The sequence below is a fragment of the Pseudomonas sp. LF-5 genome (genome assembly GCF_037626295.1).
GTDB lineage: Bacteria > Pseudomonadota > Gammaproteobacteria > Pseudomonadales > Pseudomonadaceae > Aquipseudomonas > Aquipseudomonas monsensis.
This window is the reverse complement of sequence record NZ_JARKMT010000004.1, coordinates 123431-148385: the sequence shown is the minus strand read 5'-3', so window position 1 is coordinate 148385 and position 24955 is coordinate 123431. Positions and strand designations below refer to the sequence as shown.

Below are 24955 nucleotides of genomic sequence, written 5' to 3'. Positions count from 1 at the left end.
GCCCCTCACCCTAGCCCTCTCCCGGAGGGAGAGGGAACTGAATGGGGGATATTTGGGAGATACATCGACTTGAAAGTGGCTTACTGAATCCATAATTGACCCAATCTTTCAGGTCGATGCATGACGAATCCATAATCGACGAGAACTCTCAGGTCGACGGATTACGCAAGACACCTCGGTCGGTCCCCTCTCTGGCCCTCTCCCGGAGGGAGAGGGAACTGAATGGGGGATATTTGGGAGATACATCGACCTGAAAGTGGCTGACCGAATCCATAATTGACCCAATCTTTCAGGTCGATGCATGACGAATCCATAATCGACGAGAACTCTCAGGTCGACGGATCACGCAAGAAACCTCGGTCGGCCCCCTCTCTGGCCCTCTCCCGGAGGGAGAGGGAGCTGAATAGGGGATATTTGGGAGATACATCGACCTGATAGTGGCTTACCGAATCCATAATTGCCCCAATCTTTCAGGTCGATGCATGACGAATCCATAATCGACGAGAACTCTCAGGTCGACGGATCACGCAAGACACCTCGGTCGGCCCCCTCTCCCTCTGGGAGAGGGCTGGGGTGAGGGGCTCTTGATTTTAGCGCTGCTTCAGACGGTCAATCACGACGGCCAGCAACAGAATCGAACCGCGAATCACATACTGGTAGAACGTATCAATGTTTTTCAGGTTCATCGCATTCTCGATGATCGCCAGAATCAACACCCCGGCAATCACATGCCGGATCATGCCGATCCCACCGCTCAGCGACACCCCGCCCAATACGCATGCCGAAATCACCGTCAGCTCGAAACCCTGACCGATCATTGGCTGCCCGGAGGTCATGCGCGAAGCGAGGATCACCCCGGCCAGCGCGCCGATCACACCGTGCACGGCGAAGATGATGATCTTGGTCCGGTCAACGTTGACCCCGGCCAGCAATGCCGCTTCCTGGTTACCGCCGATGGCCATGGTGTTGCGCCCGTAGGTGGTGTAGTTCAGCAGCCAGCCGAAGAACAGGAAGCAGACGATGGTGATCAGGATCGGCACCGGTACGCCAAACAACTGGCCGTTGCCGAAGACGAAGAACGATTCCTGCGACACGCCCACCGCTTTGCCGTTGGCAAAAATGTAAGCCAGGCCACGGACGATCTGCATCGTCGCCAGCGTGGTGATCAGCGCATTGACGCGCAGCTTGGCAATCACGATGCCATTGATCAGCCCGACAATCAGGCCCATTACCAGCGCCGCGCTGACGCCGAGGAACACGCTGTTGGTGTCGCGCATCACCACCGCCGCGACCACCCCGGCGCAGGCAATCACCGAGCCCACCGACAGGTCGAAATGCCCCGACGCCAGGCAATACAACATGGTGCACGCGGCAATGCCGGTGGTGGAAATCGCCAGGCCCAGGCCACGCATGTTCAGTGGCGAAAGGAAGTTGTCGATCAGCAGCGTACAGGCGACAAAGATGCCGATCGCCGCCAGCAACATGACCCAGTCATCGAGGAAACGGCGCAGGTCCAACGGTTTGCGCGCGGTTGGCAGAGTTTCGTTTTGGGTTGTCATCATAGTCACCTCTCAGTTCGCCACGCCGTCAGCGCGGTGGCGCGGCAAAGCCAGTTGCAGCAGGTTGGATTCATTGGCCTGATCGCGGCTGACTTCGCCGCGCAAGGCGCCTTCGCAGAGCACCAGAATGCGGTCGGAAATACCCATCACTTCCATCAGGTCGCTGGACACCACGATCACCGCAATGCCATCGGCGGCGAGGTTATGGATGATCTGGTAGATCTCGGCCTTGGCGCCGATGTCGATGCCACGGGTCGGTTCGTCGAGCAGCAGGACCTTCATCGGCATCGACAGCCAGCGGCCAAGAATGGCCTTCTGCTGGTTGCCGCCGGAAAGGAATTTGATCGGCTGGCCGGCGTGGGGCGTTTTCACTTTCAGTGCCTTGATCTGCTTGTCGGCGTTGCCCTTCTCCCACATTCCGCGCAGCAGGCAGCCAAGGCCGGAGTTGGCGCCACGGGCGCTGATGTTGATGTTCTCGGCCACGCTGGCCAGAGGAATGATGCCCTCCTTCTTGCGGTCTTCCGGGCACAGCAGAATGCCCGCCGCAATCGCGTCGCGCGGTGAGCGCAACTTCAATTCATGGCCGCGTAATTCAAGGCGTCCGGCGGTATTGCGCTGCAGGCCGCTGAGCAATCGAAACAGCTCGGTACGCCCTGCCCCGACCAGACCGAACAGGCCGAGAATCTCGCCCTTGTGCGCCTCGAAACTGACCGGCTCGCGCAGCCCCGGACCCAGCAAGCCATCGACTTTCAGCGCCACTGCGCCACGCGGGCGATGGCGATGGCGATAATCGTAGATGTCCTGAATGTCGCGACCGACCATGCAGGTCACCAGTTGATCGTGGGTCAACTGGCTCATGTCATCGAAGGTGCGCACGTAGCGACCGTCCTTGAACACCGTAACGGCATCGCAGATACGGAACACTTCTTCCATACGATGGGACACGTAAAGCACGACTTTGCCCTCGTCGCGCAGACGCCCGATGATCGCCATCAAACGGTCGATTTCGCGGGCCGAGAGGCTGCTGGTCGGTTCGTCGAACGCAATCACATGGGCACCGCGCGACAGCGCCTTGGCGATCTCGACCAGTTGCCGCTGGCCAAGGGACAAGCGCCCGACCCTGGTCTGCGGATCAATTTCATCGGCCAGGCCTTTGAGGCAATTCAACGCCTGCTGGCGCAGCGTGGCGCGATTGATCAAACCGAAACTGGCCGGCAGATGACCGAGAAACAGGTTCTCGGCCACGGTCATTTCCGGCACCAGATGCAGCTCCTGGTGGATCACCGCGACGCCGTTGCCGATGCTGTCGGCCGTGGACTTGAAAGCCATCGTCCGCTCGCCGATCTGCAACTCGCCGCTGCTCGGAATGTAGGCGCCACCGAGGATTTTCAGCAGGGTCGATTTACCGGCGCCGTTCTCGCCCATCAAGGCGTGAACCTGACCTGGATGGGCGACGAAGCTGATGCCGTCCAGCGCTTTCACCCCGGGAAAGGTTTTGCCGATCCCGTTGAAGCGCAGGCTGCCGGCGCGGCCCTGTTCATGTGTCTGTACTTGCGCGTGCATAAAGCCACCTCTTCACAGCGTTCGAGCAGCCGTCAGTTCCACAGGCCGATTTTTTCCAGCTCTTGCTTGAAGTTCTCGCGGGTGATCAGGGTGACATCGTCCATCGCCGTGTACTTCGGCGGCTCTTTGCCGGTGGTGACCCACTCGTACATCATCTCGGCAGTTTTATAGCCTTCGATGTGCGGGCTCGGCAGCATCGAACCGAAGAAGCCGCTGTTGGGTTTCTTCAGCTCGCCGATGGCGTCAGTGCCGTTGATGCCGATGCCAATGACGTTGGCGGCCGCGAACCCGGCGGCTTCGGTGGCGCGCACGCCGCCGAGCACGGTGTTGTCATTCATGCCGCCGATGATCAGGTTCTTCGCCGCGCTCGGCAGTTTCACCAACGCCGAGTTGGTGGCGTCCATGCTGCCCGGCACATCAAGGGTTTTCAGCGCCGCGAAGAGGATGTGATCCTTCGGCATACCGGCGTCTTCCAGGGATTTGACCGAACCGTCGGTGCGCTTCTTGCCAGTGTCGAGTTCGTTGTAGGTGTTGACCACCGCGTAGGTGTCTTTCCAGTCCCAGTTGCGTTTCTTCGCTTCGGCAACCATGGCGTTACCCTGCTTCTGGCCGACTTCGAACGCGGCCATGCCGAGGTACGGCACGTCTTCCATGAACTTGCCGTTGGCGTCGACGAAGCGGTCATCGACGGCAATCACTTTGAGGTCATTGAGTTTGGCCTTGGCCATGATCGCCGGGCCGAGCGAGACATCCGGCGGGCAGATGACAAAGCCCTTGGCGCCATTGGCCGCCAGGCTGTCGATGGCCGAGAGAGTTTTCTCGCCATCCGGCACGGCGATCTTGATCAGTTCAAAGCCCTTGTCCTTGGCGGCTTTTTCGGCGAAGGCCCACTCGGTCTGGAACCACGGTTCTTCCGCCTGCTTGACCAGAAAACCGATCTTCACGGTGTCGGCGGCGAGCAGCGCACTGCTCAGGCTGAACGCGGTGACCGCCAGGGCAGCACTGCACAGGGTACGAATCCCGAAACGACGTTTCATAAGCTGACTCCTTGTTATTTTTTTTGAGCAATGTTTGAAAAGCGTTAAAGCGTGTTCCTGCAAAACCTGTCGAAAATAGTCATATCGTATGATGATTGGATTTCAAACGGACTTTTCCGCCTGAAAGCCGCTGCGTTCAGTCGTGGTACATCACCGAGCGCCCGCCATCGACGGTGATACACGCGGCGTTGATGAACGGCGCTTCATCACTGGCCAGGAACACCGCCGTCATCGCCACTTCGATCGGCTGGCCGATGCGCTTGGGCGGATGCAGATCGAGTGCGCGCTGGCGTTCGGCCTGCGGGTCGGCAAAGCCGTTCCAGTAATCAATGTTCAGTTGCGTCTCGATGTAGCCCGGGGCGATGGCGTTGACGCGAATGCCCTTCGCCGCGTATTCGATACCGAGGGCGCGGGTCAGGCCAAGCAGGCCGTGCTTGGCCACCGGGTACGGGAAGCAGCCGGGAATGATGTGGCTCGAATGGGTCGAGGCGATGTTGATGATGCTGCCGACACCTTGCTCAATCATCTGCGGCAGCACGGCCTTGCACCCGTACCAGGCGCCGTCGAGGTCGATGGCGAAGCAGCGATGCCAATCGTCCTCGGTCATTTGCAACGGATCGCGGAACACATTGACTCCGGCGCAGTTGACCAGCACGTCGATGCGCCCGTGCCGCTCCACAGCCAGTCTGGCCATCGCATGCAGATCCTCCTGGCGCGACACGTCAGCCTTGAGCGCCTGCACGTCATGGCCCTGCTCGCGCCAGTGCGCGGCGACCCGCTCGACTTTCTCGGCCTGGATATCGCTGATCACCAACCTGGCTTGCTGCGTGGCGAACGCCGCGACGATGGCTTCGCCAATGCCTTGCGCGGCGCCGGTGAGCAGCACAACCTTGTTTTTCAGACGCTCGCCCTTCGGCGGTGCGGGCACCGGCGGCAGGGAAAGGGGTTCAGCCATGGATCAGGACTCCTGTTTCGCAGGCACAAAAAAACCGGGCATCTGCCGATGTCCGGTCTGGAAGGCGTGTGGAACGAAACAGGCAGGCGCCGCTGACGGCTGTGGGCCGTTGCAAGACGCGGACTCCGCTCGGGAGTGCGAGATGGATTCGCTGCATCACTTCACCTGTTTTGTTCTTTTTAAGTGTGAGTGCGTGTTACTGCTGGAGCCGACTATAAACCCGACCGACAAATAATCTCAATATATAATTTTGCATCCCATATTTTGGGATTTATCCCGCAAACCGGGAGCACGGTTTACCGGCCACCTCGACGCGCATCGACAACACCGCGCCGTCCAGCGGGTGGTTGAGCGGGCTACTGGCACTGGTGATGTACAGGGTTTTCAGGTCTTCACCGCCAAACACGCAACTGGTCGGTCGGCTGACGGGCAAATCGATCTTGCGGTCAACGTCGCCATCCGGGGTCAGGCGCAACAGGCAACTGCCATCCCAGCGCGCATTCCACACGTAACCTTCGGCGTCCATCGCCGAACCGTCCGGTCCGCCGTGCTGATCGGGGCCGTACCAGACGTAAGCAGTGTCGAGGTTGCCGTCGGTGTGAATGAAATAGCGATAGAGCGTGCTGTCGAGGCTGTCACCGAACAGCAGCGTGGTGCCGTCATTGCTCCACAACAGCGTGTTGGGAATCCCCAGACCGCGCAGCAAGGGCGTCACACGTTGATCGGCATCGACCCGAAACAGACCGCCAGAGCGCCGAATGATCGGCAGATCCTCGCCCTGCTCGCCGATGTTGTTTTGCATGGTACTCAGCCACAGTCGACCCTGAGCATCGCAACGAGCCTCGTTAGCACGGTTGCCCGGTTGCGGGTCGGCGACGCAGAACAAGGTCAGGCGCGGTTCGAGGCCCGGGGAATCAAGGTCCAGGCGATAGACACCGCTGCTGAGGGTGACCAGGGCATCGCCGCTGGCACAGGGAATGAACGCGGACACGTGCTCCGGCATCTGCCAGATCTGCACGTTCTGGCCGATCAGCCGCAGGGCCTGTTTGCCGGCGATATCGACCCAGTACAACGCCTGGGTCGGCGCGTCCCAGAACGGACCTTCACCAAGTCGGGCGCGGTGTTGGGTTACGGCGGTCCACGTCATGTTGAATCCTTCATGTTGTTGTTTTTACTGTAGGGGCGAGCCTGCTCGCGATGGCGTCGGGTCAGTCGGGATGTCTGGCACTGATAAATCGCTATCGCGAGCAGGCTCGCGCCTACAGGGGGATTTGGGTTGTCAGCTGGCTTTTTTGTCGGCCATCACCTTCGGGTAGAAGCGCTTGATGGCCAGGTCGGCGTTATCAATCAGGGTCATGCACGCCCACACCCCGCGCGCCGAATCCCGGGCAGCGATGGCCTCGGCCATGTCCTTGTGGATCGGCAAGGTACGGCGCAGCTCATCCGGGTCGGCAGCCGAGACCTCGAACGACACCGCCAGCAAGGCGCCGAGGGCCGGGACCATTTGCTCAATGAACTGGTTATGACTCGCCGCGAGAATGGACTCGTGAAACGACTGGTCGGCACGGTTGTAATCAACGCCGCTGTCCACGGCTCGCTCCAGGGCGTTGTAAGCCAGTTGCACCGTCTCGATCTGTTCCACGGTGGCGCGCTCGCAGGCCCAGCGCACGGCCATGGGCTCGATGGTGCGGCGCAGATCGAGCAAGTCATCGACGAAGTTTTCCGGCAAACCATTACGCGACAGCCAACCGACGACTTGCGGATCGAACAGGTTCCAGCGCCGTACCGGCAACACCCGCGTGCCGACCTTCGGCCCGACTTCGAGCATGCCTTTGGCCGCCAGGGTTTTGATCGCCTCGCGGATGACGGTGCGGCTGACGCCAAGTTGTTCACCCAAATCCGCTTCGACCTTGAGGGTCTGCCCCGGTTTGACCTGGCCAGCGGCGATCCAGCTGCCCAGCCAGTCGACGGTCGACACATGAAAGCTGCTGGACATGAACACCTCAAAGCGGTTCGCGATGGGTGTTCACGCTAATGATCATATGATTGGGTGTCAATCAGGATTTACTGCGGAAACGCAAAACAAATGCAGCAGGCGCACTCCTGCAGATTTTTTTGTTTTGGATCAGGGTTCGAGGCCGATGCGGAAGAACTCGCCGCCGCTCCACACGCCAAGCCAGCGTTGGCCATCGACTTCACGACTGACCGCCAGCTCCACCAGTTGGTAGAACACATTGCGATGGATCAGCGCTTCAAGGTTGGTGCGCACATGCACATACGGCGCCGGTTCCTGTGTCGCCGGGTCGATCTCGACGCGGATTGGATGCTCGGGCCCGGCCTCGGTCGTCTCATCGACATTGGTGGTAAATCGCAGCACCTGCGCTTCACCCTCGCCTTCGACTTCCACGGTGATCGCCACGAACGGCGCATCATCGACCTTGATCCCGACCTTCTCGACCGGGGTGATCAGGAAGTAATCATCGCCGTCGCGGCGCATGATCGTGGAGAACAATTTGACCATCGGCTTGCGCCCGATCGGCGTACCCAGGTAATACCAGGTGCCGTCGCGGGCGATGCGCATGTCGATGTCGCCGCAGAAGTCCGGGTTCCACAAGTGCACCGGCGGCAGGCCTTTGGTTTTGGGGATCTGTCCCAACAGGTCATTGGCTTTTTGCGGGCCACTCATGGCGTTCTCCTTGGCTTATTGGTCGCCGACTCCCAGCAGGCTGCGCGCGTATTGCGCCAGTGGCGGGCCGATCAGGTCTTCAGGCTTGTTGTCGTGGAACGTCAGTAAACCGCCACGACTCTTGATCCGTGCAGTATCAATCAAATACTGGGTGCTGGTCTCGATCAACATGATCTGAATCACCCCGCCGTCGATGCCCACGCGATCCACGGCTTCCTGATCGAGCCACTCGTCGGAGTTGCCGATGCGGTCGTCAGCCTTGGCAAAACGGGTGTACAGCAAATAATGCGCGCCAGCATCGCGGGCTTCGCCCATCGCCTGATCGAGGCCTTCCGGCGCACGGGCGCGACGAACCATCGGGAAGTATTCCACAAAGCCCTTGAAGGCTTCTTCGGCGACCACGTTCGGCCGTGGATAGGAACCACCCGGCGGTGCGAACGAACCCTGGGCGATGTAGATGAACGAGTCCGGCTGAATGCGGAAGTTGTTCACCCGGCGGCTGTCGCTGTGATCCAGCAGCCCCGCGTCGCTCATCTGATAGCGAGTGCCCTCGGCCATATCGCTGACAGTCATACAGCCGCCAAGCGCCAAAACGGCCAGCAGCAAAACCAGGCTACGCATCCTCATCCTCCAGAAGCCGGTGACGGAAAACCGGCGAATGGCCGTTGAATGCAGCTTTTGCGCCAGCTCACAGAAATCTACAGGTATCGAATTTGAAATGAGGCTTTTGTGGCGAGGGAGCTCAGCCGCCAATAATCTTCATGACCGTCGCGCCACCGGAAAAAGCCACTTCCTGCTTGTCACCCAACGCCTTGACCAGCAGGCGCTGTAACGCCGGCAGAGCCTGATGGCGCGGCTTGTCGAGCAGATCGCCGACATAGTGGCGGTTGCTCGACGACAGGCAGCCATGCAGCCAACCGGTGGACGACAGGCGCAAACGCGAGCACGTCCGGCAGAATGGCACGCTTTCATTGGCGATTACGCCGAAGTGACCGACGCCCGGGATCGCATAACGCACAGCGGTGGCGTCCACCGGCGCATCGGCCTGGGCGTATTCGTAGCGCTCGCCAATCAGGCTCAGCAGTTGCTGCAGGCTGACAAATTGTTGCAGGAAGGCATTGGAGTCGGTGGCGAGGTGGCCCATGCGCATCAACTCGATGAAGCGCAACTCATAGCCACGTTCCAGGCAGTAATCGAGCAGTGGCATGACCTGATCGAGGTTCTGCCCGCGCAATGGCACCATGTTGACCTTGATCTTCAGCCCCGCCGCTTTCGCCTGGTCCATGCCGTCGAGCACGCTCGCCAGATCGCCGCCACGGGCGATGCTGCGGAACGCACCGGCGTCAAGGGTATCGAGGGACACGTTGATCCGGCGCAGACCGGCATCCACCAGCAGCGGCAGTTTCTTCGCGAGGAGTTGGCCATTGGTGGTCAGGCTGATGTCTTCCAGCCCCATCCGGCCGACGGCAGTCATGAATGACTCGAGTTTGGGGCTGACCAGCGGCTCGCCACCGGTGATGCGCAAGCGCTCGATACCGGCGGCTTCTATCAGATACGCCACACCGCGTGCCATCGCTTCGGCCGACAGCTCATCCTGCGCAGCCACCAGCCGCTTGCCGTTGGGCACGCAGTAGGTACAGGCGTAATTGCAGGCGGAAGTCAGACTGATCCGCAAATTGCGAAAACGCCTGCCTTGACGGTCAACGATCATGATCACTCCGGCGATAGAAATTCGAGCCGCTAAAACTTGACTCACAAATCAAGTTTTAGCAAGCCCTATGCCTGAGTATATTCCTGCGGTACTGCGTCATGTAGCGAAATCATGGCGCTATCAGGTCGCTGAATGATTCAGCTGCTCGGGGTTTCCGGGTCGCGCTTGCGCTTGTTGCCCATCCGCACGCCGATGTCCATCAGGAACTGGAAGAAACCTTCCTGATCTTCCAGCACATTGCTCCAGAACGGCGAGTGATACAGCGCGACCGCGCCGTGCACCAGCGCCCAGGATGCGCAGTAGTGGAAGTACGGCGGCACGTCTTCGAGCTTGCCTTCGCTGATGCGGCCCTTGATCAGCAGGGTCAGGCGTTCGAAGTTCGAGGCACGGATCTTGTGCAGCTCCTCGACCATCTCCGGCACCTGATTGCCTTTAACCACCTTCTCTTCGAGACGGTCGAACAGGCGATAACGCTGCGGGTCGCGCATGCGGAATTCGAAGTAGGCACGGGACAATGCTTCCTTGTCCTTGTCGACATCGGCCGAATGCAGCAGCTCGTTCAAATCGCGCTCGTAATCGAGCATCAGCCGCAGATATATCTCGGCCTTGGACTTGAAATGCTTGTAGATCGTGCCTTTGCCGATACCCACGGCATCAGCAATCATCTCGACGGTGACACTGTCTTCACCTTGATCGAGGAACAGCTTGAGCGCGGTATCGAGAATTTCTTGCTCGCGGCGACGAAACTCACGGACCTTACGAGGTTCTTTGTGCATAAGAAAAGGTCTGAAGGGTCAAAATTCGAAGCCGCGTATTATGCCTAACTTGCACAAAAATGCACGGATCATCCGACCATATCTGTGTTTCCCGTTCGTTTTGAGAACGATTAGGGCGCAATGAGAACTCAACCGAAGCGAACGTATTCCAAATTTGTTTAAAAACCCCGACCGGCTAACTGGACTGAACGCCAGACTGATCAATACTTGAACTGTCGGGCGGCATCTCCCCCAAGTGCCGCGCCGATAAAGGTACCAAGGGACCGCGTGCCTTTGTTTTACTCCTAATGGTCTTAACCCGGATTCACCCCCCAGAACCCGGGTTTTTTTTGCCTGCGATTTGATGATCGCTCACCAGCAGGCGCTGCCGCAGGCTGCAATCTTTTGACTTTATCTCCCAAGAGCAAGATCAACCGATCACAGCCTTCGGCAACGCCTACATGGCAGATTTGACAGAGGCCAGCGGGAACAGCCGCTTGAAATTTTCAGTGGTCTGCTCGGCAAACCGTTCGTAGTTTTCCCCACGCAGCATCGCCAGGAACTCTGCCACTTCGCGCACGTATTGCGGCAGGTTCGGCTTGCCCCGATAAGGAATCGGCGCCAGATACGGCGAGTCGGTCTCCACCAGCAGGCGATCCGCCGGAACCTTGCTCGCGACGTCGCGCAGCGCATCGGCATTGCGGAACGTGACGATGCCCGACAGGGAAATGTAATACCCCATGTCCAGCGCCGCCTTGGCCATGTCCCAGTCTTCGGTGAAGCAATGCAGCACACCGGCCTGAGGCAGTGCCGCTTCGCGCAGCAGCTCAAGGGTATCGGCACGGGCGCCGCGAGTATGGATGATTACCGGTTTGCCGGTCTGCCGGGCGGCTTGCAGGTGCAGGCGGAAGGATTGCTGCTGCAACTCGGCAGCTTCCGGCTCGTAGTGGTAGTCCAGACCGGTTTCACCGATCGCCACCACTTTCGGGTGATTGAGTTCTTCCAGCAGCCAGTCCAGCGCCGGGGCCGCGCCAGGTTGCACGTCCAGAGGATGCACGCCGACCGAGCAATCGACGTCGGCATAACGCTCAGCCAGGGCTTTGACATCGGCAGCATTATCGGCACTCACGCCGATGCACAGAAAGTGCCCGACCCCGCGTGCGCGCGCTGCGTCGAGTGCAGCATCCAGCGAGCCGTCATGGGCGGCGAGGTCGAGGCGATCAAGGTGACAATGGGAATCTACGAGCATAAAAACACGGCTACTTACATCGTATGGGTGGGACGGTCGGACTTCAGGGCTCCGGCCAGATGGGTTTCGATGCGACTGCGGGCGGTGTTGTCGCCCTCGTTGAACTGCACGCCGACACCGGCAGCGCGATTGCCCTGCGCGCCCTTGGGCGTGATCCAGGTGACTCTGCCGGCGACCGGAATCTTTTCGGCCTCGTCCATCAGGTTCAGCAGCATGAACACCTCATCGCCCAACTTGTAGCTTTTGTTGGTCGGGATGAACAGGCCACCGTTCTTGATGAAAGGCATGTAGGCGGCATAAAGCACCGACTTGTCCTTGATGGTCAGGGACAAGATGCCGTTACGCGGCCCCGGGCTGGCGGGTTCATTCATGATGACCTCCACTGCTGATGTTCAGAGTCTAGGTACACATTCTTATCTTTGACCAGGCAATCCCGCCCATTGCACCAAGAGTGCCTCCAGCAGCAGGGCCGGATTGAGGTTGGCCTTGCTCAGGACTTTCTGGCGCTGGGCGAGAATCCAGTCCTGGATATCGAGCACTTTACCCTGGGCACTTTTCTGCGCCAGGTACTGCACGACCTTGCGCATATCGGTCAGGCCGAGGCCGGTTTCATCCTGAGTCAGTTGATAGCGCAGGATCAGGCTCGACCAGTCGCAGAACCAGTCGAACAGGCGCAACATCGGAATGTTTTTCCATTCCTCGGCCAGTTGCGTTGGGGATTGCTGTTGCTTGAGCAGCTTCTTTACACCTTCGACCACTTGCGCGCGTTGTTCGCGCACGCCTTGCGACTGCAGGCTGACCGCCGCCAACGGCGAACCGGCCGCCAGCGTCAGCAATTCGACACGCTCTTCTGCGGAACAGTCCGGCAATGCCTGGGCCAGCCATTGCAGGCTCATCGCCTCACCCGGCAGCGGACAGGCCTGCTGCACGCAACGACTCTTGATCGTCGGCAACAAACGGCTCGGCTGGTGACTGACCAGCAGCAGCACGGTATTGCCGGACGGTTCTTCCAGACTCTTGAGCAAGGCGTTGGCAGCATTGATGTTCATCGACTCGACCGGCTCGATCAACACCACTTTGCGCCCGCCCAGTTGCGCGGTCTGCACCACGAAGCTGACCAGATCACGCACTTGATCAACCTTGATGGCCTTGTCGGCCTCTTCCGGTTCGAGGATGTAATTATCGGGGTGACTGCCGGCCTTGAGCAGCAAGCAGGATTTGCACTCGCCGCAAGCCTCAGGCGTCGGGCGCTGGCACAGCAGACTGGCCATCAAGCGTTCGGCCAGCGCACGTTTGCCGATGCCGGCCCGACCATGCAGCAGGTAGGCGTGGGCGTGCTGGCTACGTCCGGCCAGTTGCTGCCAGAGGCTGTCCTGCCATGGATAGGCCTCAGCCACGGCTCAGCTCCAGCAAATTCGGAATCAGGGTATCCAGCGATTGTTGAACCTTGGCCAACGGCTGACCGGCGTCGATCCGCACGTAGCGCGCAGGATCGGCTTCGGCACGCTTGAGGAACGCGTTACGCACGGCCTCGAAAAATGCCCGGCCTTCCAGCTCGAAACGATCCAGACGGCCACGGGCACTGGCGCGGGCCAGGCCGATTTCCACCGGCAGATCGAAAATCAGCGTCAGGTCCGGACGCAGGTCACCCTGCACGAAGGTTTCCAGCGTGGCGATTCGCTCCAGCGACAAACCACGGCCGCCGCCCTGATAGGCGTAAGTCGAATCGGTAAAACGATCACACAGGACCACGGCGCCGCGGGCCAGTGCCGGGCGAATCACTTCGGCCAGATGCTGGGCACGCGCCGCGAACACCAGCAGCAACTCTGTATCCGGGTTCATGACTTCGTCGGCCGGGGCCAGCAGCACGTCGCGAATCCGTTCAGCCAGGGGCGTACCGCCGGGCTCACGGGTCAGCAACACCTCGACACCTGCGGCGCGCAGGCGCTCGGCGAGGTATTCACGGTTGGTGCTTTTACCGGCGCCTTCCGGGCCTTCCAGGGTAATAAACAAGCCAGTCACAGGCAGTCCTTAATCAAAGTCATTGCGCGTTTTTCGGGGCGGCGGCTTCCGGTTCCGGCGCGGGCTGCGGCGGCGTAACCGGTGGCAGTGCTTGCGGTGCGGTATCCGGTGATGCCGCAGGAATCGCTTCCTCGGTTGTCGGAGCCGCTTCAGGCGCAGTTGCCGGCGCCGGGCTCGAACGGTAATCGGCACGTCGCTTGAGCTGGAACTCGCGCACGGCACTGTTATGCGCATCCAGATCATCGGAGAACACATGGCTGCCATCGCCACGCGCCACAAAGTACAGACTGGTGCCGTCGACCGGATTCAGCGCGGCGTGAATCGCTTCACGCCCGACCATAGCAATCGGCGTCGGCGGCAAACCGGGAATCACGTAAGTGTTGTAAGGCGTCGGCTCTTTGAGATGGGCACGGGTCAGCTTGCCCGTGTAGCGATCGCCCAGCCCGTAAATGACCGTCGGATCGGTCTGCAACTGCATGCCCAGGGCCATACGGCGCACAAAGACGCCGGCAATTTCCCCGCGTTCCTGTGGCACTCCGGTCTCCTTCTCGACCAGCGAGGCCATGATCAGCGCTTGATAGGGCTCGGTGTAGGGTGCATCGGCGGAGCGCTTTTCCCACTCCCTGGCCAGCACTTCATCGAGTCGATCGAACGCCTTCTTCAGCAGCTCGGCATCAGACATCCCGCGCACGAAGCGGTAGGTATCCGGGAAGAACCGCCCTTCCGGGAACACCCCTTTGTGGCCGATCTTTGTCATGACGTCGCTGTCGCTCAAACCGTTGAGGGTCTGCTCGATCTTTCCGTCTTTCGCCAACGCGGCGCGCACTTGATGGAAATTCCAGCCTTCGACCAGGGTCAGGCTGTACTGCACCACTTCACCGCGCTTCCACAAGTCGATCAGGCCGTTGACGGTCATGCCCGGCTGCATGCGGTATTCACCGCTGTGGATCGGCGTGCCGGCGAGATTGAAGCGCCAGTAAATCCGCAACCAGAAGGCATCCTTGATGACGCCATCGGTTTCGAGTTCGAGGAAAGTACGGGTCGGGGTCGAGCCTTTCGGCACATCCAGCAGTTCTTCCTGCGTGATGTTCAGGGGCTGTTCCAGTGCGGAGTGAATCTTCCAGGCGCTGGCGCCCATCAGCAGCCCTGCCAGAACCAGTCCGGTTTCCAGCAGCAGCAAAAGTTTACGTCTCACGAATCAGGCATCCAGTAGGGCGCGGGCAATGGCTTGCAGTTTACGGGTGAGCGGGCCAACCGGCCAGCTCAGCGCAGCATAGGCACGAACCGGCCAGACGCCATACACGCTGTTACAGACAAAAACTTCATCAGCCCATTGCAGCTGTTCGAGGCTGATATCGGCGATTTGGGTGGGAATGGCCAGTGACTTGGCCTGAAACAATATTTCGGCACGCATCACGCCGGCGACACCACAGCGCTTCAGATCCGGCGTGATCAGCACCCCGTCGCGCACCACAAAGACATTGCTGAACACTCCTTCGATGACGCGACCGGCCTGATCGAGCATCAAGCCTTCGGCGTGTTCGCTGTCCTGCCATTCGGCACGGGCGAGAACCTGTTCCAGTCGATTGAGGTGTTTGAGCCCGGCAAGCAACGGCTGCTTTGATAAACGCGTGCTGCACGGAAACAGGCGGATGCCTTGTTCAGCATGAACCACCGGATAAGCCGCAGGAGGATTGCCTTGCAGAATGCGTCGGCCAGACGCCGTCGGATCCGGCGCGTAACCGCGCAAGCCGTCGCCACGGGTGAGGATGAGCTTGAGCACGCCCTCGCCCATCGCCGCCGCATAAACGAGCAGTTCGTGGCGAACCTGATCGAAGTCCGCCGCGATGGCCAGGCGCGCACAGCCATCGGCCAGACGCGTCAGGTGGCGATCCAGCAACAGCGGCTGGCCGCTGCGCACGGCGATGGTCTCGAACAGACCGTCGCCGTAAGCCAGGCCGCGATCTTTCAGCGACAGAGTGTCAGCCGGTTGACCGTCGACCCAGCTGTCCATCAGCCTGCGAACCGGCGGAATGCCAAGGTGCCATTGGTGCCGCCAAAACCGAAGGAGTTGGACAGCACGACATCAATGTCCATGTTGCGCGCCGTGTGCGGAACGAAGTCGAGATCGCAGCCTTCGTCCGGCTCATCGAGGTTGATGGTCGGTGGCGCCACCTGGCTGTTGATCGCCAGCACGCTGAAGATTGCCTCGACCGCACCCGCCGCACCCAACAGGTGACCGGTCATGGATTTGGTGGAGCTGACCGCCATTTTGTAGGCATGGTCACCGAACACGGACTTGATCGCGTTGGCTTCGGCGAGGTCGCCAGCCGGGGTCGAAGTACCGTGGGCGTTGATGTATTGCACTTGATCGACGTTGATCTTCGCGTCGCGCAATGCATTGGTGATGCAGCGCGCAGCACCGGCGCCATCGGCGGGTGGCGAGGTCATGTGGAAGGCATCGCCACTGGTACCGAAACCGATCAGCTCGGCATAGATGGTCGCGCCGCGTGCCTTGGCGTGCTCCAGCTCCTCGAGGACCAGGGCGCCGGCACCATCGGACAGGACGAAACCATCACGGCCCTTGTCCCACGGACGGCTGGCGCGGGTCGGCTCGTCGTTGCGGGTCGACAGCGCACGGGAGGCACCGAAGCCGCCCATGCCGAGGCCGCAAGCAGCCATTTCGGCACCGCCGGCAATCATCACGTCGGCTTCGTCGTACATGATGTTGCGCGCCGCCATGCCGATGCAGTGCGTACCGGTGGTGCACGCGGTGGCAATGGCGTAGTTAGGCCCCTGTGCCCCCAGATGGATGGACAGGAAACCGGAAATCATATTGATGATCGAGCCTGGCACGAAGAATGGCGAGATTCGACGCGGACCCGTTTCATGCAGGGTACGGCTGGTTTCTTCGATGTTGGTCAGACCGCCAATGCCCGAACCCATGGCCACGCCAATGCGTTCACGGTTGGCATCGGTAACTTCCAGCCCGGCATTGCGCACGGCTTGAAAGCCTGCCGCGAGACCGTACTGGATGAACAGGTCGAGCTTGCGTGCTTCCTTGACCGACAGGTATTCCTCGACATTGAAGCCCTTTACCGAGCCGCCAAAGCGGGTGGAATAGGCAGAAAGGTCGGTGTGTTCGATCAGACCAATGCCACTGCGGCCAGCCAGAATGCCCTGCCAACTGCTCGGCACATCCGTGCCCAGTGGCGACAACATACCCATACCGGTGACTACGACGCGTCTACGCGACACAGCACTCTCCTTTTTCAAATGACGATTTTGCATCAGGCCTAAAGAAAAAACCGCACGCCATGATGGCAGTGCGGTTTTTCCATGACAGCAAACAACGATTACAAACTATTACGCCTGGTGGCTAGTAACGTAGTCGATTGCAGCTTGTACAGTAGTGATCTTCTCAGCTTCTTCGTCAGGGATTTCGGTCTCGAATTCCTCTTCCAGAGCCATCACCAGCTCAACGGTGTCAAGGGAGTCGGCACCCAGGTCTTCTACGAAGGAAGCGGTGTTGACCACTTCTTCTTCTTTAACACCCAGTTGCTCGGCAACGATTTTCTTGACGCGCTCTTCGATGGTGCTCATACCTTGTTTTCACTCCTAATGGACAAATTCAGGCAGCTGGCCAGTGGGTAAGTGTATAGAAAGACTTTTCAGCTTTTCAACTGAAAGCTTCACTCCTCAAACCCTGCGGCCCTCTGCCTATAAATAGATTGCAGCTTTATAACGGATTTTAGACAGCTCGTATGACATTTTTTTGAAGCAATCCGTCACATTTTACTTACATGTACATCCCACCGTTCACCGGGATTGTAGCCCCAGTGACGTATGCCGCACCGTCGGATGCAAGAAAAGCGACCACAGATGCGATCTCTTGAGCCTGCCCCAGACGACCCAGCGGAATCTGCGTCTGCAAGGCTTCACGCTGTGCTTCAGGCAGTTCACGGGTCATATCGGTGTCGATGAACCCAGGGGTCACCGAGTTGACCGTAATCGAACGAGAACCGACTTCACGCGCCATCGCCCGGCTGAAACCTTCCAGACCGGCCTTGGCGGCTGCATAGTTTACTTGGCCTGCGTTGCCCATGGCACCCACCACCGAGCCAATACTGATAATTCGACCCCAACGCGCCTTGGTCATGCCGCGCAGAACGCCCTTGGACAGGCGATACAGACTGTTCAGGTTGGTATCGATCACGTCGTACCACTCGTCGTCTTTCATGCGCATCATCAGGTTATCGCGGGTGATGCCGGCGTTATTGACCAGGATCGCCGGCGCACCGAACTGCTCCTGGATGCTCGCCAGCACCTTGCTGACCGATTCGTCGCTGGTGACGTTGAGTTCCAGACCGGTGCCCTGAATGCCGTGCTCTTTCAGCGTGGCGGCAATTGCCTCGGCACCTCTGGCGGAGGTCGCGGTACCCACGACGATGGCGCCCTGACGACCCAGTTCCAGCGCGATAGCCTGGCCGATACCGCGGCTTGCACCGGTGACCAGTGCAACTTTACCTTGCAGACTCATGCAAGCTTCTCCTGATTCAGGCTTGCGCTGCGCGAGCGGCAGCGAAAGCGTCTGGGGTATTGAGGTTGGAAGTCGAAACGCCTTCGGCGCAACGTTTGTTCAGACCGGCCAGGACTTTGCCCGGGCCGCATTCGACCAGACTGGTCGCGCCTTTGGCGGCCAGGGTCTGGACCGATTCAACCCAGCGCACTGGCTTGTACAGTTGTTCGAGCAGATCACGCTTGAGGGTTTCCAGATCAGCCGGCACTTGCGCGCTGACGTTCTGTACCACCGGGATCTGCGGCGCCTGCCAGTCGATGGCGGCGATGGATTCGGCGAAGCGCTCGGCGGCCGGGCGCATCAGTTCGCAGTGCGACGGCACGCTCACCGGCAGCGGCATGGCACGCTTGGCGCCACGGGCCTTGCAGCCTTCGATGGCGCGTTCAACGGCCGCCTTGGCACCGGCGATGACCACCTGGCCTGGCGAGTTGAAGTTGACGGCGCTGACCACCTCGCCCTGCGCTGCTTCAGCACAGGCCGCCAGTACGTCGGCATCTTCCAGACCGAGAATGGCCGCCATGCCGCCCTGCCCGGCCGGAACCGCTTCCTGCATCAGTTGACCACGGCGCTCGACGAGCTTCACCGCGTCAGCCAGCGTCAGGCTACCGGCAGCGACCAGCGCACTGTATTCACCCAGGCTGTGACCGGCAACAAAGGCCGGACGCGCGCCGCCTTCCGCCAGCCACAGACGCCACAGGGCGATCGAAGCGGTCAGAATGGCCGGTTGGGTTTTATCGGTTTGATTGAGCAGCTCTTCCGGACCCTGCTGGGTCAGCGCCCACAGGTCATAGCCCAGAGCCTCAGAGGCTTCTTTGAAAGTTTCGAGGATCAACGGATATTCCGCGCCCAGCTCGGCCAGCATGCCGAGGGACTGCGAACCCTGTCCTGGAAAGACGAATGCGAGGGAAGCAGACATGTAACAAGCCCCTAATGATCTTGTCGTCGAAAAATGACGCCCCACGTGGGGACGCAAGAAACTGACAGTTGGATGGCCCTTTGAACCGGGCGGTCACATTTAAGCATTGTCCGACGAAAACGCCTAAGACAACAAATCCTCCAGACGACCATGAAGGCGCTCAGGAAGATTTTCCTGGATCTCGATCAAGGCCCGCTGAATCGCACTCTGAAAACCCTGAACCCCGGCCGAACCGTGACTTTTCACCACGATGCCCTGCAGACCGAGAAAACTTGCGCCGTTGTGTCGCGCCGGCGCCAGATCGGCCTGCAAGCGCTTCATCAATGGCAACGCCAACGCCCCGACAACCCGGGACGCGAGGTTTTTCCTGAACAGCGCCTCGATGCGCGCCGCGATCATCGTCGCCAGGCCTTCGCTGGACTTGAGCAGGATATTGCCTACAAAACCGTCACACACCACCACGTCCGCTTCACCGCGATACAGGCCATCGCCCTCGACGAAACCGATGTAATTGATACCTCGCGCCGCCTGCAACAAGGTCGCTGCCAGCTTGACCTGCTGGTTACCCTTGATGTCTTCGGTGCCGATATTGAGCAACGCCACTCGTGGCCGGGCAATGCCCAGCGTCTGCGCTGCCACCGACCCCATCACCGCGAACTGCAGCAGATGCTCGGCACTGCAATCGACATTGGCACCCAGGTCGAGCAACTGGCAATAACCCGTCTGCGTCGGAATCGCCGCCACCATCGCTGGTCGATCAATGCCCGGCAACGTCTTGAGCACGAAGCGCGACAACGCCATCAGCGCACCGGTATTGCCGGCACTGACACAGGCCTGAGCCTTGCCATCACGCACCAGTTCAAGGGCGACACGCATCGACGAATCCGGCTTGCCACGCAAGGCCTGGGTCGGTTTTTCGTCCATGGTGATGACTTCGGACGCCGGAACAATCGTCAGGCGCGCGCGATCGGCAGCCGATTGGCCGTGGATCAATTCTTCAAGGAGGGAGGGTTGACCGACGAGGGTCAGGTGCAGCGAGGGCGTAGCAGAAAGGCAAGCAAGGCTGGCCTGAACAATGCTGCGGGGACCGAAGTCCCCGCCCATTGCGTCAATCGCGATGACTTGAGCGGACAAGTGATTACTCGTCAGCGCCCTTGTCGATCACTTTACGGCCACGGTATACGCCTTCTGGCGATACGTGGTGACGCAGGTGAACTTCACCAGTGGTTTTTTCTACAGACAGAGTGCTAGCCTCGAGAGCGTCGTGCGAACGGCGCATGTCACGGGCAGAGCGGGATTTTTTGTTCTGCTGAACAGCCATAATTGATTAACTCCTAAACGTTTGGGTCACGCTTTAACTGCGCCAATACACTGAACGGGTTGGACCGCGTTACCTCGTCCTCGCTCGATACGGGTTCATCTGCTCCCGCCGGCTGCTGGCATTCTTCCGGATGATGAGCAGGCACAATGGGCAAGGCGAGCAGAAGCTCCTCCTCGATCAGTGACTGCAGATCCAATGGATCTTCGCCCAGTTCCAGCACGTCATAACCTTTCGGTAACGACTGGGTATTCGCACCCTCCTTCACTACAGCGTAACTGCATTCGCTGTGGATCGGCAGGGTGACCAGCTCAAGACAACGCTGGCAAACCATTTTGACTTCGGTGTCGATAAAGCTGTGGATCACCACAGATTTACGTTCATCTCGTTCAAAAACGAATTTGGCCTGCACCGTACCGACATTGTCGGAAAGCGGGTCGCAGAGTCTCTTCAAATCGGCCAGCAGCAGTTCACCTTGAAGGGTGGTGCCACGGTCAGCCAATTTGCGCGGGTCAACGTGAGGTGGAATCGGGTCATTCAACATAGGCGCAGCATTATAGGGATGCACCCACCCATGTCAAAGGAAATTGTGCCCTGTCCGTCACTTGCGTGCCTCCGCTAGAATTCGCGCCTGCCTCAGGAGACGCCAATGCTGCCTTTATTACTTGCTTCAAGCTCGACTTATCGCCGGGATTTGCTCGCCCGCCTGCACCTGCCGTTCGTCTGCTGTTCGCCGGATATCGACGAAAGCCATCGCCCTGGCGAATCAGCCATCGAACTGGTCAAACGTCTCGCCGAACAGAAAGCCCGGGCACTGGCCGCCAGCCACCCCGACCATCTGATCATCGGCTCTGACCAGGTCGCCGTGCTTGGCGAGCAGATCATCGGCAAGCCGCACACCTTCGACAAGGCCTGCGAACAATTGATGGCCGCCAGCGGCGCAAGCGTGACCTTCCTGACCGGCCTGGCCCTGCTTAACAGCCAGACCGGCCAATGCCAGGTCGACTGCGTGCCGTTCACCGTTCACATGCGCAAACTGGACCAGGCTCGCGTTGAGCGCTACCTGCGCATTGAACAGCCTTACGACTGCGCTGGCAGCTTCAAGGCTGAAGGGCTGGGCGTGAGCCTGTTTCAATCCACCGAAGGGCCTGACGCGACCAGCCTGATCGGCCTGCCGTTGATTCGCCTGATCGACATGCTGCTGGCCGAAGGCGTGCAGATCCCTTAAAGCAAAAGATCGCAGCCTGCGACAACTCCTACACCGATCTCTGTAGGCGCTGCCGCAGGCTGCGATCTTTTGACTTGAAACGAATTAACGCAACGAAGGCCCGTGGAAACCCATCCACATCGCCAACTGCTCAGCCACGCTGGCACCCAGCTTCTTCGAGAAGCGATCAAACGGCGATTCCTGAACGGTGAAATCCACCAGCTCTTTCTCGCCGATCACATCCCGCGCCACCGAACTGGCGTTACCCAGGCCATCAATCAGCCCCAGCGGCAGCGCCTGCTCACCGGACCAGACCAGCCCGGAGAACAGCTCCGGATGCTCTTTGTCCTTGAGGCGATCGCCGCGCCCCTGCTTGACGCTGTTGATGAACTGCTTGTGCGTGGTGTCCAGCACGGTCTGCCAGAACGCCGTCTCGTCAGCTTTCTGTGGCTGGAACGGATCGAGGAACGACTTGTGCTCACCCGAGGTATACGTACGACGCTCGACACCTAGCTTGTCCATCGTGCCAACAAAGCCGTAACCCGCCGCCGTCACACCGATCGAACCAACCAGACTGGCCTTGTCGGCATAGATCTGATCCGCCGCACTGGCGATGTAATAGGCACCGGATGCCCCGAGATCGGAAATCACTGCATACACCTTGGTGTCCGGGTGCAGACCCCGCAGACGCTTGATCTCGTCATACACGTAACCCGACTGCACCGGACTGCCGCCCGGACTATTGATGCGCAGGATCACACCCTTGACCTTCTTGTCCTCGAAGGCCGCCCGCAGACTGCCGACGATGTTGTCAGCGCTGGCCGGCTCCTTGTCGGCAATCATGCCGGTGATGTCGATCAGCGCTGTGTAGTTCGAAGAACGGGTGGCGCTTTTTTCCATGTCCATCAGCGGCGTGAACAGAATCAGCGCAACAAACAGATAAACAAACGTCAGCAGCTTGAAGAAAATCCCCCAACGCCGCGAACGACGCTGTTCCTGCACGCCGGCCAGCAGGGTTTTCTCCAATAGTTTCCAGCTTTTCTCGTCACCGTCGTCGGCACTTGCCTTGGCCGGTGCTTTCCATTCGTCGGTCATGCGCTGTACCCCAGCAAAAACGTATTAAGCCTGCTGCCCCAGCCAGGCGTGCAATTCACTAAACCGGTCGATCGACAGGCGCGGCTCGAACTGCTGCAGCGATTCAATCGACTGCGCGCCATAACTCACCGCCACAGACGCCATGCCCGCGTTACGCGCCATCAACAGGTCGAAGGACGAATCCCCTACCATCAACGCCTGCTCGGGGCGCACACCGCAATGCGCGAGAATCTGCTCAAGCATCAGCGGGTGCGGCTTGCTCGCAGTCTCGTCGGCGGCGCGAGTGATATCGAAATAGTCTTCCCAGCCATTGGCCTTGAGCACCCGATCCAGTCCGCGACGATTCTTGCCGGTCGCGACTGCCAGGTGATAGCCCTGCTCGCGAAACGACGCCATCGACTCGACTACGCCATCGAACAACGGCGAAGGCACGGCTTCTGCCGCGATGTAGTGATCGGCGTAATACTCGCGAAACAAGGTCATCTCGGCATCGCTGATGTCCGGATACAAGGTGCGGATCGCCTCGGGCAAGCCCAGGCCGATGATGCCTTTGACGGCAAAATCATCACGCAACTCGAAACCGGAACGCGCGGAGGCAGAGTGCATCGCCTCGACAATCCGACCAATGGAATCGGCGAGGGTGCCGTCCCAATCGAAAATCAGCAGTTTGCAATCAGATGGGCGCACTCAATCGCTCCACGGTCTTGGCCCACATTTCATCGACCGGTGCCTGCAACTTGAGTTCACCGCCATCGGGCAGCGGCACGGTCAGCATGTAAGCGTGCAGGAACAGGCGTTTGCCGCCCAGATCTCGGATTTCCTTGCTGAAACCGTCATCGCCATACTTGGTGTCGCCGGCAATGCAATGCCCGGCGTGCAACGTGTGGACGCGGATCTGGTGCGTGCGGCCGGTGATCGGCTTGGCCTCGATCAAGGTGGCAAAGTCGCCAAAGCGACGCAGGACCTTGAACACGGTCACCGACTCCTTGCCCTCCTCCTCATCGACCTCGACCATGCGCTCGCCGGAGCGCAGATTGCTCTTGCCGAGCGCCGCACGGACTTGCTTGATCGAAGTTGCCCAGTTGCCGCGAACCAGCGCCATGTAGCGCTTGTCGACGCCGTCACCGCGCAATGCGGCGTGCAAGTGCCGCAACATGCTGCGTTTCTTGGCGATCATCAGCAGGCCGGAGGTATCCCGGTCAAGTCGGTGAACCAGTTCCAGCTCCTTGGCATCCGGGCGCAACTGACGAAAGGCTTCGATGACGCCGTAATTCAAGCCGCTGCCGCCGTGAACCGCAATGCCGGCGGGCTTATTGATCACGATCAGGGCTTTGTCTTCGTAGACAATCGAGGCTTCCAGACGCTGCAACAAGCCTTGCGCCAGAGGCACCGGTTCGTCGCGCTCAGGCACGCGAACCGGCGGCACGCGCACGATATCACCGGCCTGCAGCTTGTATTCGGGCTTGATCCGCCCCTTGTTCACACGCACTTCGCCTTTACGCAAAATGCGGTAAATCAAGGTCTTGGGCACGCCTTTGAGCCGGGCGAGGAGAAAGTTGTCGATTCGTTGGCCGGCATACTCCGGCGAGACTTCAAGCAGTTGAACGCCTGGAGTCGAAGGGGCAGTAGTTGTCATGTCGCGGATGATAACAATTTTTATGGATTTGAAGCACTTAATCATTGCTGCTATAGTCGCGAACGCCGCCAAAAGCGGCCTGGACAGCGGAACCACGGTCAAAAACCGGCCCTGACCAACGCAATTCACCAGGACGCGAGGCCGTCCTACGGGGCTTTCGCTACGTAACGGTGGAGTTTGCAGTTGTAACAAGCGCAGGTGACATGAGGCCTGAATTACACCGTCGAGCAGAGTTTTCACTCGCCTGACAGGCAAATATTCGAGGCCAGTTCACAAAGTGCAGTCAGCTGCAGATGACCCCGAGCGAATGTTTCGGAAACATCGCCTGAATTAGCCATGATGCGTGACCTCCCCTTTCGGAGCTCACGGTAAATGCCAACCCGCTGCGGATTCTGCGCGCGGCAGCACCCGAATTATCAGGGATACGTGTAGGGTGGAGATGCACAACCGCCGGACTGTGTAGCAATAGGCTTTATCAAGACGCTTCATCTCGTCCACAGCCGCTGGTTGATTCCTCCTCCTGACTGAGTGCTTATGTAGCCACAGCAAGCAGGACGCGTACGTCGCGGTATCGGCCCAATTGGCCTGACATCGCTGGACACGGGAATGGCCAACCATTCCCGACGCACCTGACACCGACCGTGAGAAGTCGTGTGTGCCGAACGCC

The 24955-nt window shown here is 59.6% G+C and carries 27 protein-coding genes; 1 reads left to right on the top strand and 26 read right to left on the bottom strand.

The genetic code is table 11. From position 1 onward, the window contains the following. Positions 1–590 precede the first annotated feature (590 nt). The 23 genes from araH to PseuLF5_RS15365 all read right to left on the bottom strand — a co-directional run bounded on the left by araH (position 591) and on the right by PseuLF5_RS15365 (position 20894). Positions 591–1559: an L-arabinose ABC transporter permease AraH gene (gene araH, locus PseuLF5_RS15475; protein ID WP_285420712.1), complete on the bottom strand. Its 969-nt coding sequence runs from the start codon at positions 1557–1559 to the stop codon at positions 591–593. A 12-nt stretch (positions 1560–1571) separates the two neighbouring features. Beyond that, positions 1572–3122: an L-arabinose ABC transporter ATP-binding protein AraG gene (gene araG, locus PseuLF5_RS15470; RefSeq protein WP_340133936.1), complete on the bottom strand. Its 1551-nt coding sequence runs from the start codon at positions 3120–3122 to the stop codon at positions 1572–1574. Positions 3123–3154: 32 nt separating this feature from the next. Continuing rightward, positions 3155–4159, bottom strand: coding sequence for a substrate-binding domain-containing protein (locus tag PseuLF5_RS15465; RefSeq protein WP_123466760.1), 1005 nt, complete (start codon positions 4157–4159; stop codon positions 3155–3157). A gap of 136 nt (positions 4160–4295) precedes the next feature. Further along, the gene (locus tag PseuLF5_RS15460) at positions 4296–5114 is read right to left on the bottom strand and encodes an SDR family oxidoreductase (RefSeq protein WP_123466762.1); all 819 of its coding nucleotides are present in this window, start codon (positions 5112–5114) and stop codon (positions 4296–4298) included. 271 nt (positions 5115–5385) lie between these two features. After that, entirely contained in the window at positions 5386–6261 is an 876-nt protein-coding gene (locus tag PseuLF5_RS15455; protein WP_340133935.1) for an SMP-30/gluconolactonase/LRE family protein, read from the bottom strand. A gap of 132 nt (positions 6262–6393) precedes the next feature. After that, positions 6394–7110: a FadR/GntR family transcriptional regulator gene (locus PseuLF5_RS15450; protein ID WP_123466768.1), complete on the bottom strand. Its 717-nt coding sequence runs from the start codon at positions 7108–7110 to the stop codon at positions 6394–6396. Between the two features lie 129 nt (positions 7111–7239). Further along, positions 7240–7800: a DUF1285 domain-containing protein gene (locus PseuLF5_RS15445; RefSeq protein ID WP_123466770.1), complete on the bottom strand. Its 561-nt coding sequence runs from the start codon at positions 7798–7800 to the stop codon at positions 7240–7242. Between the two features lie 15 nt (positions 7801–7815). Further along, positions 7816–8421 carry a DUF4823 domain-containing protein gene (locus PseuLF5_RS15440; RefSeq protein ID WP_123466772.1) on the bottom strand — a complete coding sequence of 202 codons (606 nt, stop codon included), beginning with the start codon at positions 8419–8421 and terminating at the stop codon, positions 7816–7818. A gap of 121 nt (positions 8422–8542) precedes the next feature. Next, positions 8543–9511 (bottom strand): GTP 3',8-cyclase MoaA, encoded by a 969-nt coding sequence (locus PseuLF5_RS15435; protein ID WP_123466774.1) that lies wholly within the window; start codon positions 9509–9511, stop codon positions 8543–8545. 137 nt (positions 9512–9648) lie between these two features. Next, on the bottom strand, positions 9649–10287 hold the full coding sequence (locus tag PseuLF5_RS15430; protein WP_007908276.1) for a TetR/AcrR family transcriptional regulator: 639 nt from the start codon (positions 10285–10287) through the stop codon (positions 9649–9651). A gap of 436 nt (positions 10288–10723) precedes the next feature. Beyond that, on the bottom strand, positions 10724–11515 hold the full coding sequence (locus PseuLF5_RS15425) for a TatD family hydrolase (RefSeq protein WP_123466776.1): 792 nt from the start codon (positions 11513–11515) through the stop codon (positions 10724–10726). 14 nt (positions 11516–11529) lie between these two features. Beyond that, positions 11530–11886, bottom strand: coding sequence for a PilZ domain-containing protein (locus PseuLF5_RS15420; RefSeq protein ID WP_123466778.1), 357 nt, complete (start codon positions 11884–11886; stop codon positions 11530–11532). 42 nt (positions 11887–11928) lie between these two features. Then, entirely contained in the window at positions 11929–12912 is a 984-nt protein-coding gene (locus PseuLF5_RS15415; protein WP_340133933.1) for a DNA polymerase III subunit delta', read from the bottom strand. Then, positions 12905–13537, bottom strand: a complete 633-nt coding sequence (gene tmk / locus PseuLF5_RS15410) for a dTMP kinase (protein ID WP_123466782.1) — start codon at positions 13535–13537, stop codon at positions 12905–12907. The genes PseuLF5_RS15415 and tmk overlap by 8 nt, the downstream gene beginning before the upstream one ends. A gap of 19 nt (positions 13538–13556) precedes the next feature. Then, positions 13557–14732, bottom strand: a complete 1176-nt coding sequence (mltG, locus tag PseuLF5_RS15405; RefSeq protein ID WP_340133931.1) for an endolytic transglycosylase MltG — start codon at positions 14730–14732, stop codon at positions 13557–13559. 3 nt (positions 14733–14735) lie between these two features. Further along, entirely contained in the window at positions 14736–15551 is an 816-nt protein-coding gene (gene pabC / locus PseuLF5_RS15400; protein WP_340133930.1) for an aminodeoxychorismate lyase, read from the bottom strand. After that, positions 15551–16795, bottom strand: a complete 1245-nt coding sequence (fabF, locus tag PseuLF5_RS15395) for a beta-ketoacyl-ACP synthase II (protein WP_123466788.1) — start codon at positions 16793–16795, stop codon at positions 15551–15553. Before fabF ends, pabC begins: the two co-directional genes overlap by 1 nt. Positions 16796–16903: 108 nt before the next feature. Then, positions 16904–17140, bottom strand: a complete 237-nt coding sequence (gene acpP / locus PseuLF5_RS15390; protein ID WP_003175607.1) for an acyl carrier protein — start codon at positions 17138–17140, stop codon at positions 16904–16906. 196 nt (positions 17141–17336) lie between these two features. After that, entirely contained in the window at positions 17337–18077 is a 741-nt protein-coding gene (gene fabG, locus PseuLF5_RS15385; RefSeq protein WP_340133929.1) for a 3-oxoacyl-ACP reductase FabG, read from the bottom strand. A 16-nt stretch (positions 18078–18093) separates the two neighbouring features. Further along, the gene (gene fabD / locus PseuLF5_RS15380) at positions 18094–19032 is read right to left on the bottom strand and encodes an ACP S-malonyltransferase (protein ID WP_123466792.1); all 939 of its coding nucleotides are present in this window, start codon (positions 19030–19032) and stop codon (positions 18094–18096) included. Positions 19033–19155: 123 nt separating this feature from the next. After that, entirely contained in the window at positions 19156–20166 is a 1011-nt protein-coding gene (gene plsX, locus PseuLF5_RS15375; protein WP_186744935.1) for a phosphate acyltransferase PlsX, read from the bottom strand. Positions 20167–20170: 4 nt separating this feature from the next. Next, entirely contained in the window at positions 20171–20353 is a 183-nt protein-coding gene (rpmF, locus tag PseuLF5_RS15370; RefSeq protein WP_003179396.1) for a 50S ribosomal protein L32, read from the bottom strand. A 13-nt stretch (positions 20354–20366) separates the two neighbouring features. Continuing rightward, positions 20367–20894 carry a YceD family protein gene (locus PseuLF5_RS15365; protein ID WP_123466796.1) on the bottom strand — a complete coding sequence of 176 codons (528 nt, stop codon included), beginning with the start codon at positions 20892–20894 and terminating at the stop codon, positions 20367–20369. Positions 20895–20999: 105 nt separating this feature from the next. Between PseuLF5_RS15365 and PseuLF5_RS15360 the strand changes: the two genes are divergently transcribed. Next, a complete protein-coding gene (locus PseuLF5_RS15360; RefSeq protein ID WP_340133927.1) occupies positions 21000–21578 on the top strand; it encodes a Maf family protein in 579 nt (192 codons plus the stop codon). Positions 21579–21662: 84 nt separating this feature from the next. Here the strand turns inward: PseuLF5_RS15360 and PseuLF5_RS15355 are convergent, their stop codons facing one another. Genes PseuLF5_RS15355 through rluC form a run of 3 tightly spaced genes read right to left on the bottom strand, consistent with a single transcriptional unit; the run spans position 21663 to position 24288 of the window. Next, a complete protein-coding gene (locus PseuLF5_RS15355; protein WP_123466800.1) occupies positions 21663–22652 on the bottom strand; it encodes a S49 family peptidase in 990 nt (329 codons plus the stop codon). A 24-nt stretch (positions 22653–22676) separates the two neighbouring features. Beyond that, positions 22677–23339, bottom strand: coding sequence for an HAD-IA family hydrolase (locus tag PseuLF5_RS15350; protein ID WP_267802636.1), 663 nt, complete (start codon positions 23337–23339; stop codon positions 22677–22679). After that, positions 23326–24288 carry a 23S rRNA pseudouridine(955/2504/2580) synthase RluC gene (gene rluC / locus PseuLF5_RS15345; protein ID WP_007950779.1) on the bottom strand — a complete coding sequence of 321 codons (963 nt, stop codon included), beginning with the start codon at positions 24286–24288 and terminating at the stop codon, positions 23326–23328. The genes PseuLF5_RS15350 and rluC overlap by 14 nt, the downstream gene beginning before the upstream one ends. Positions 24289–24955: the final 667 nt, after the last annotated feature.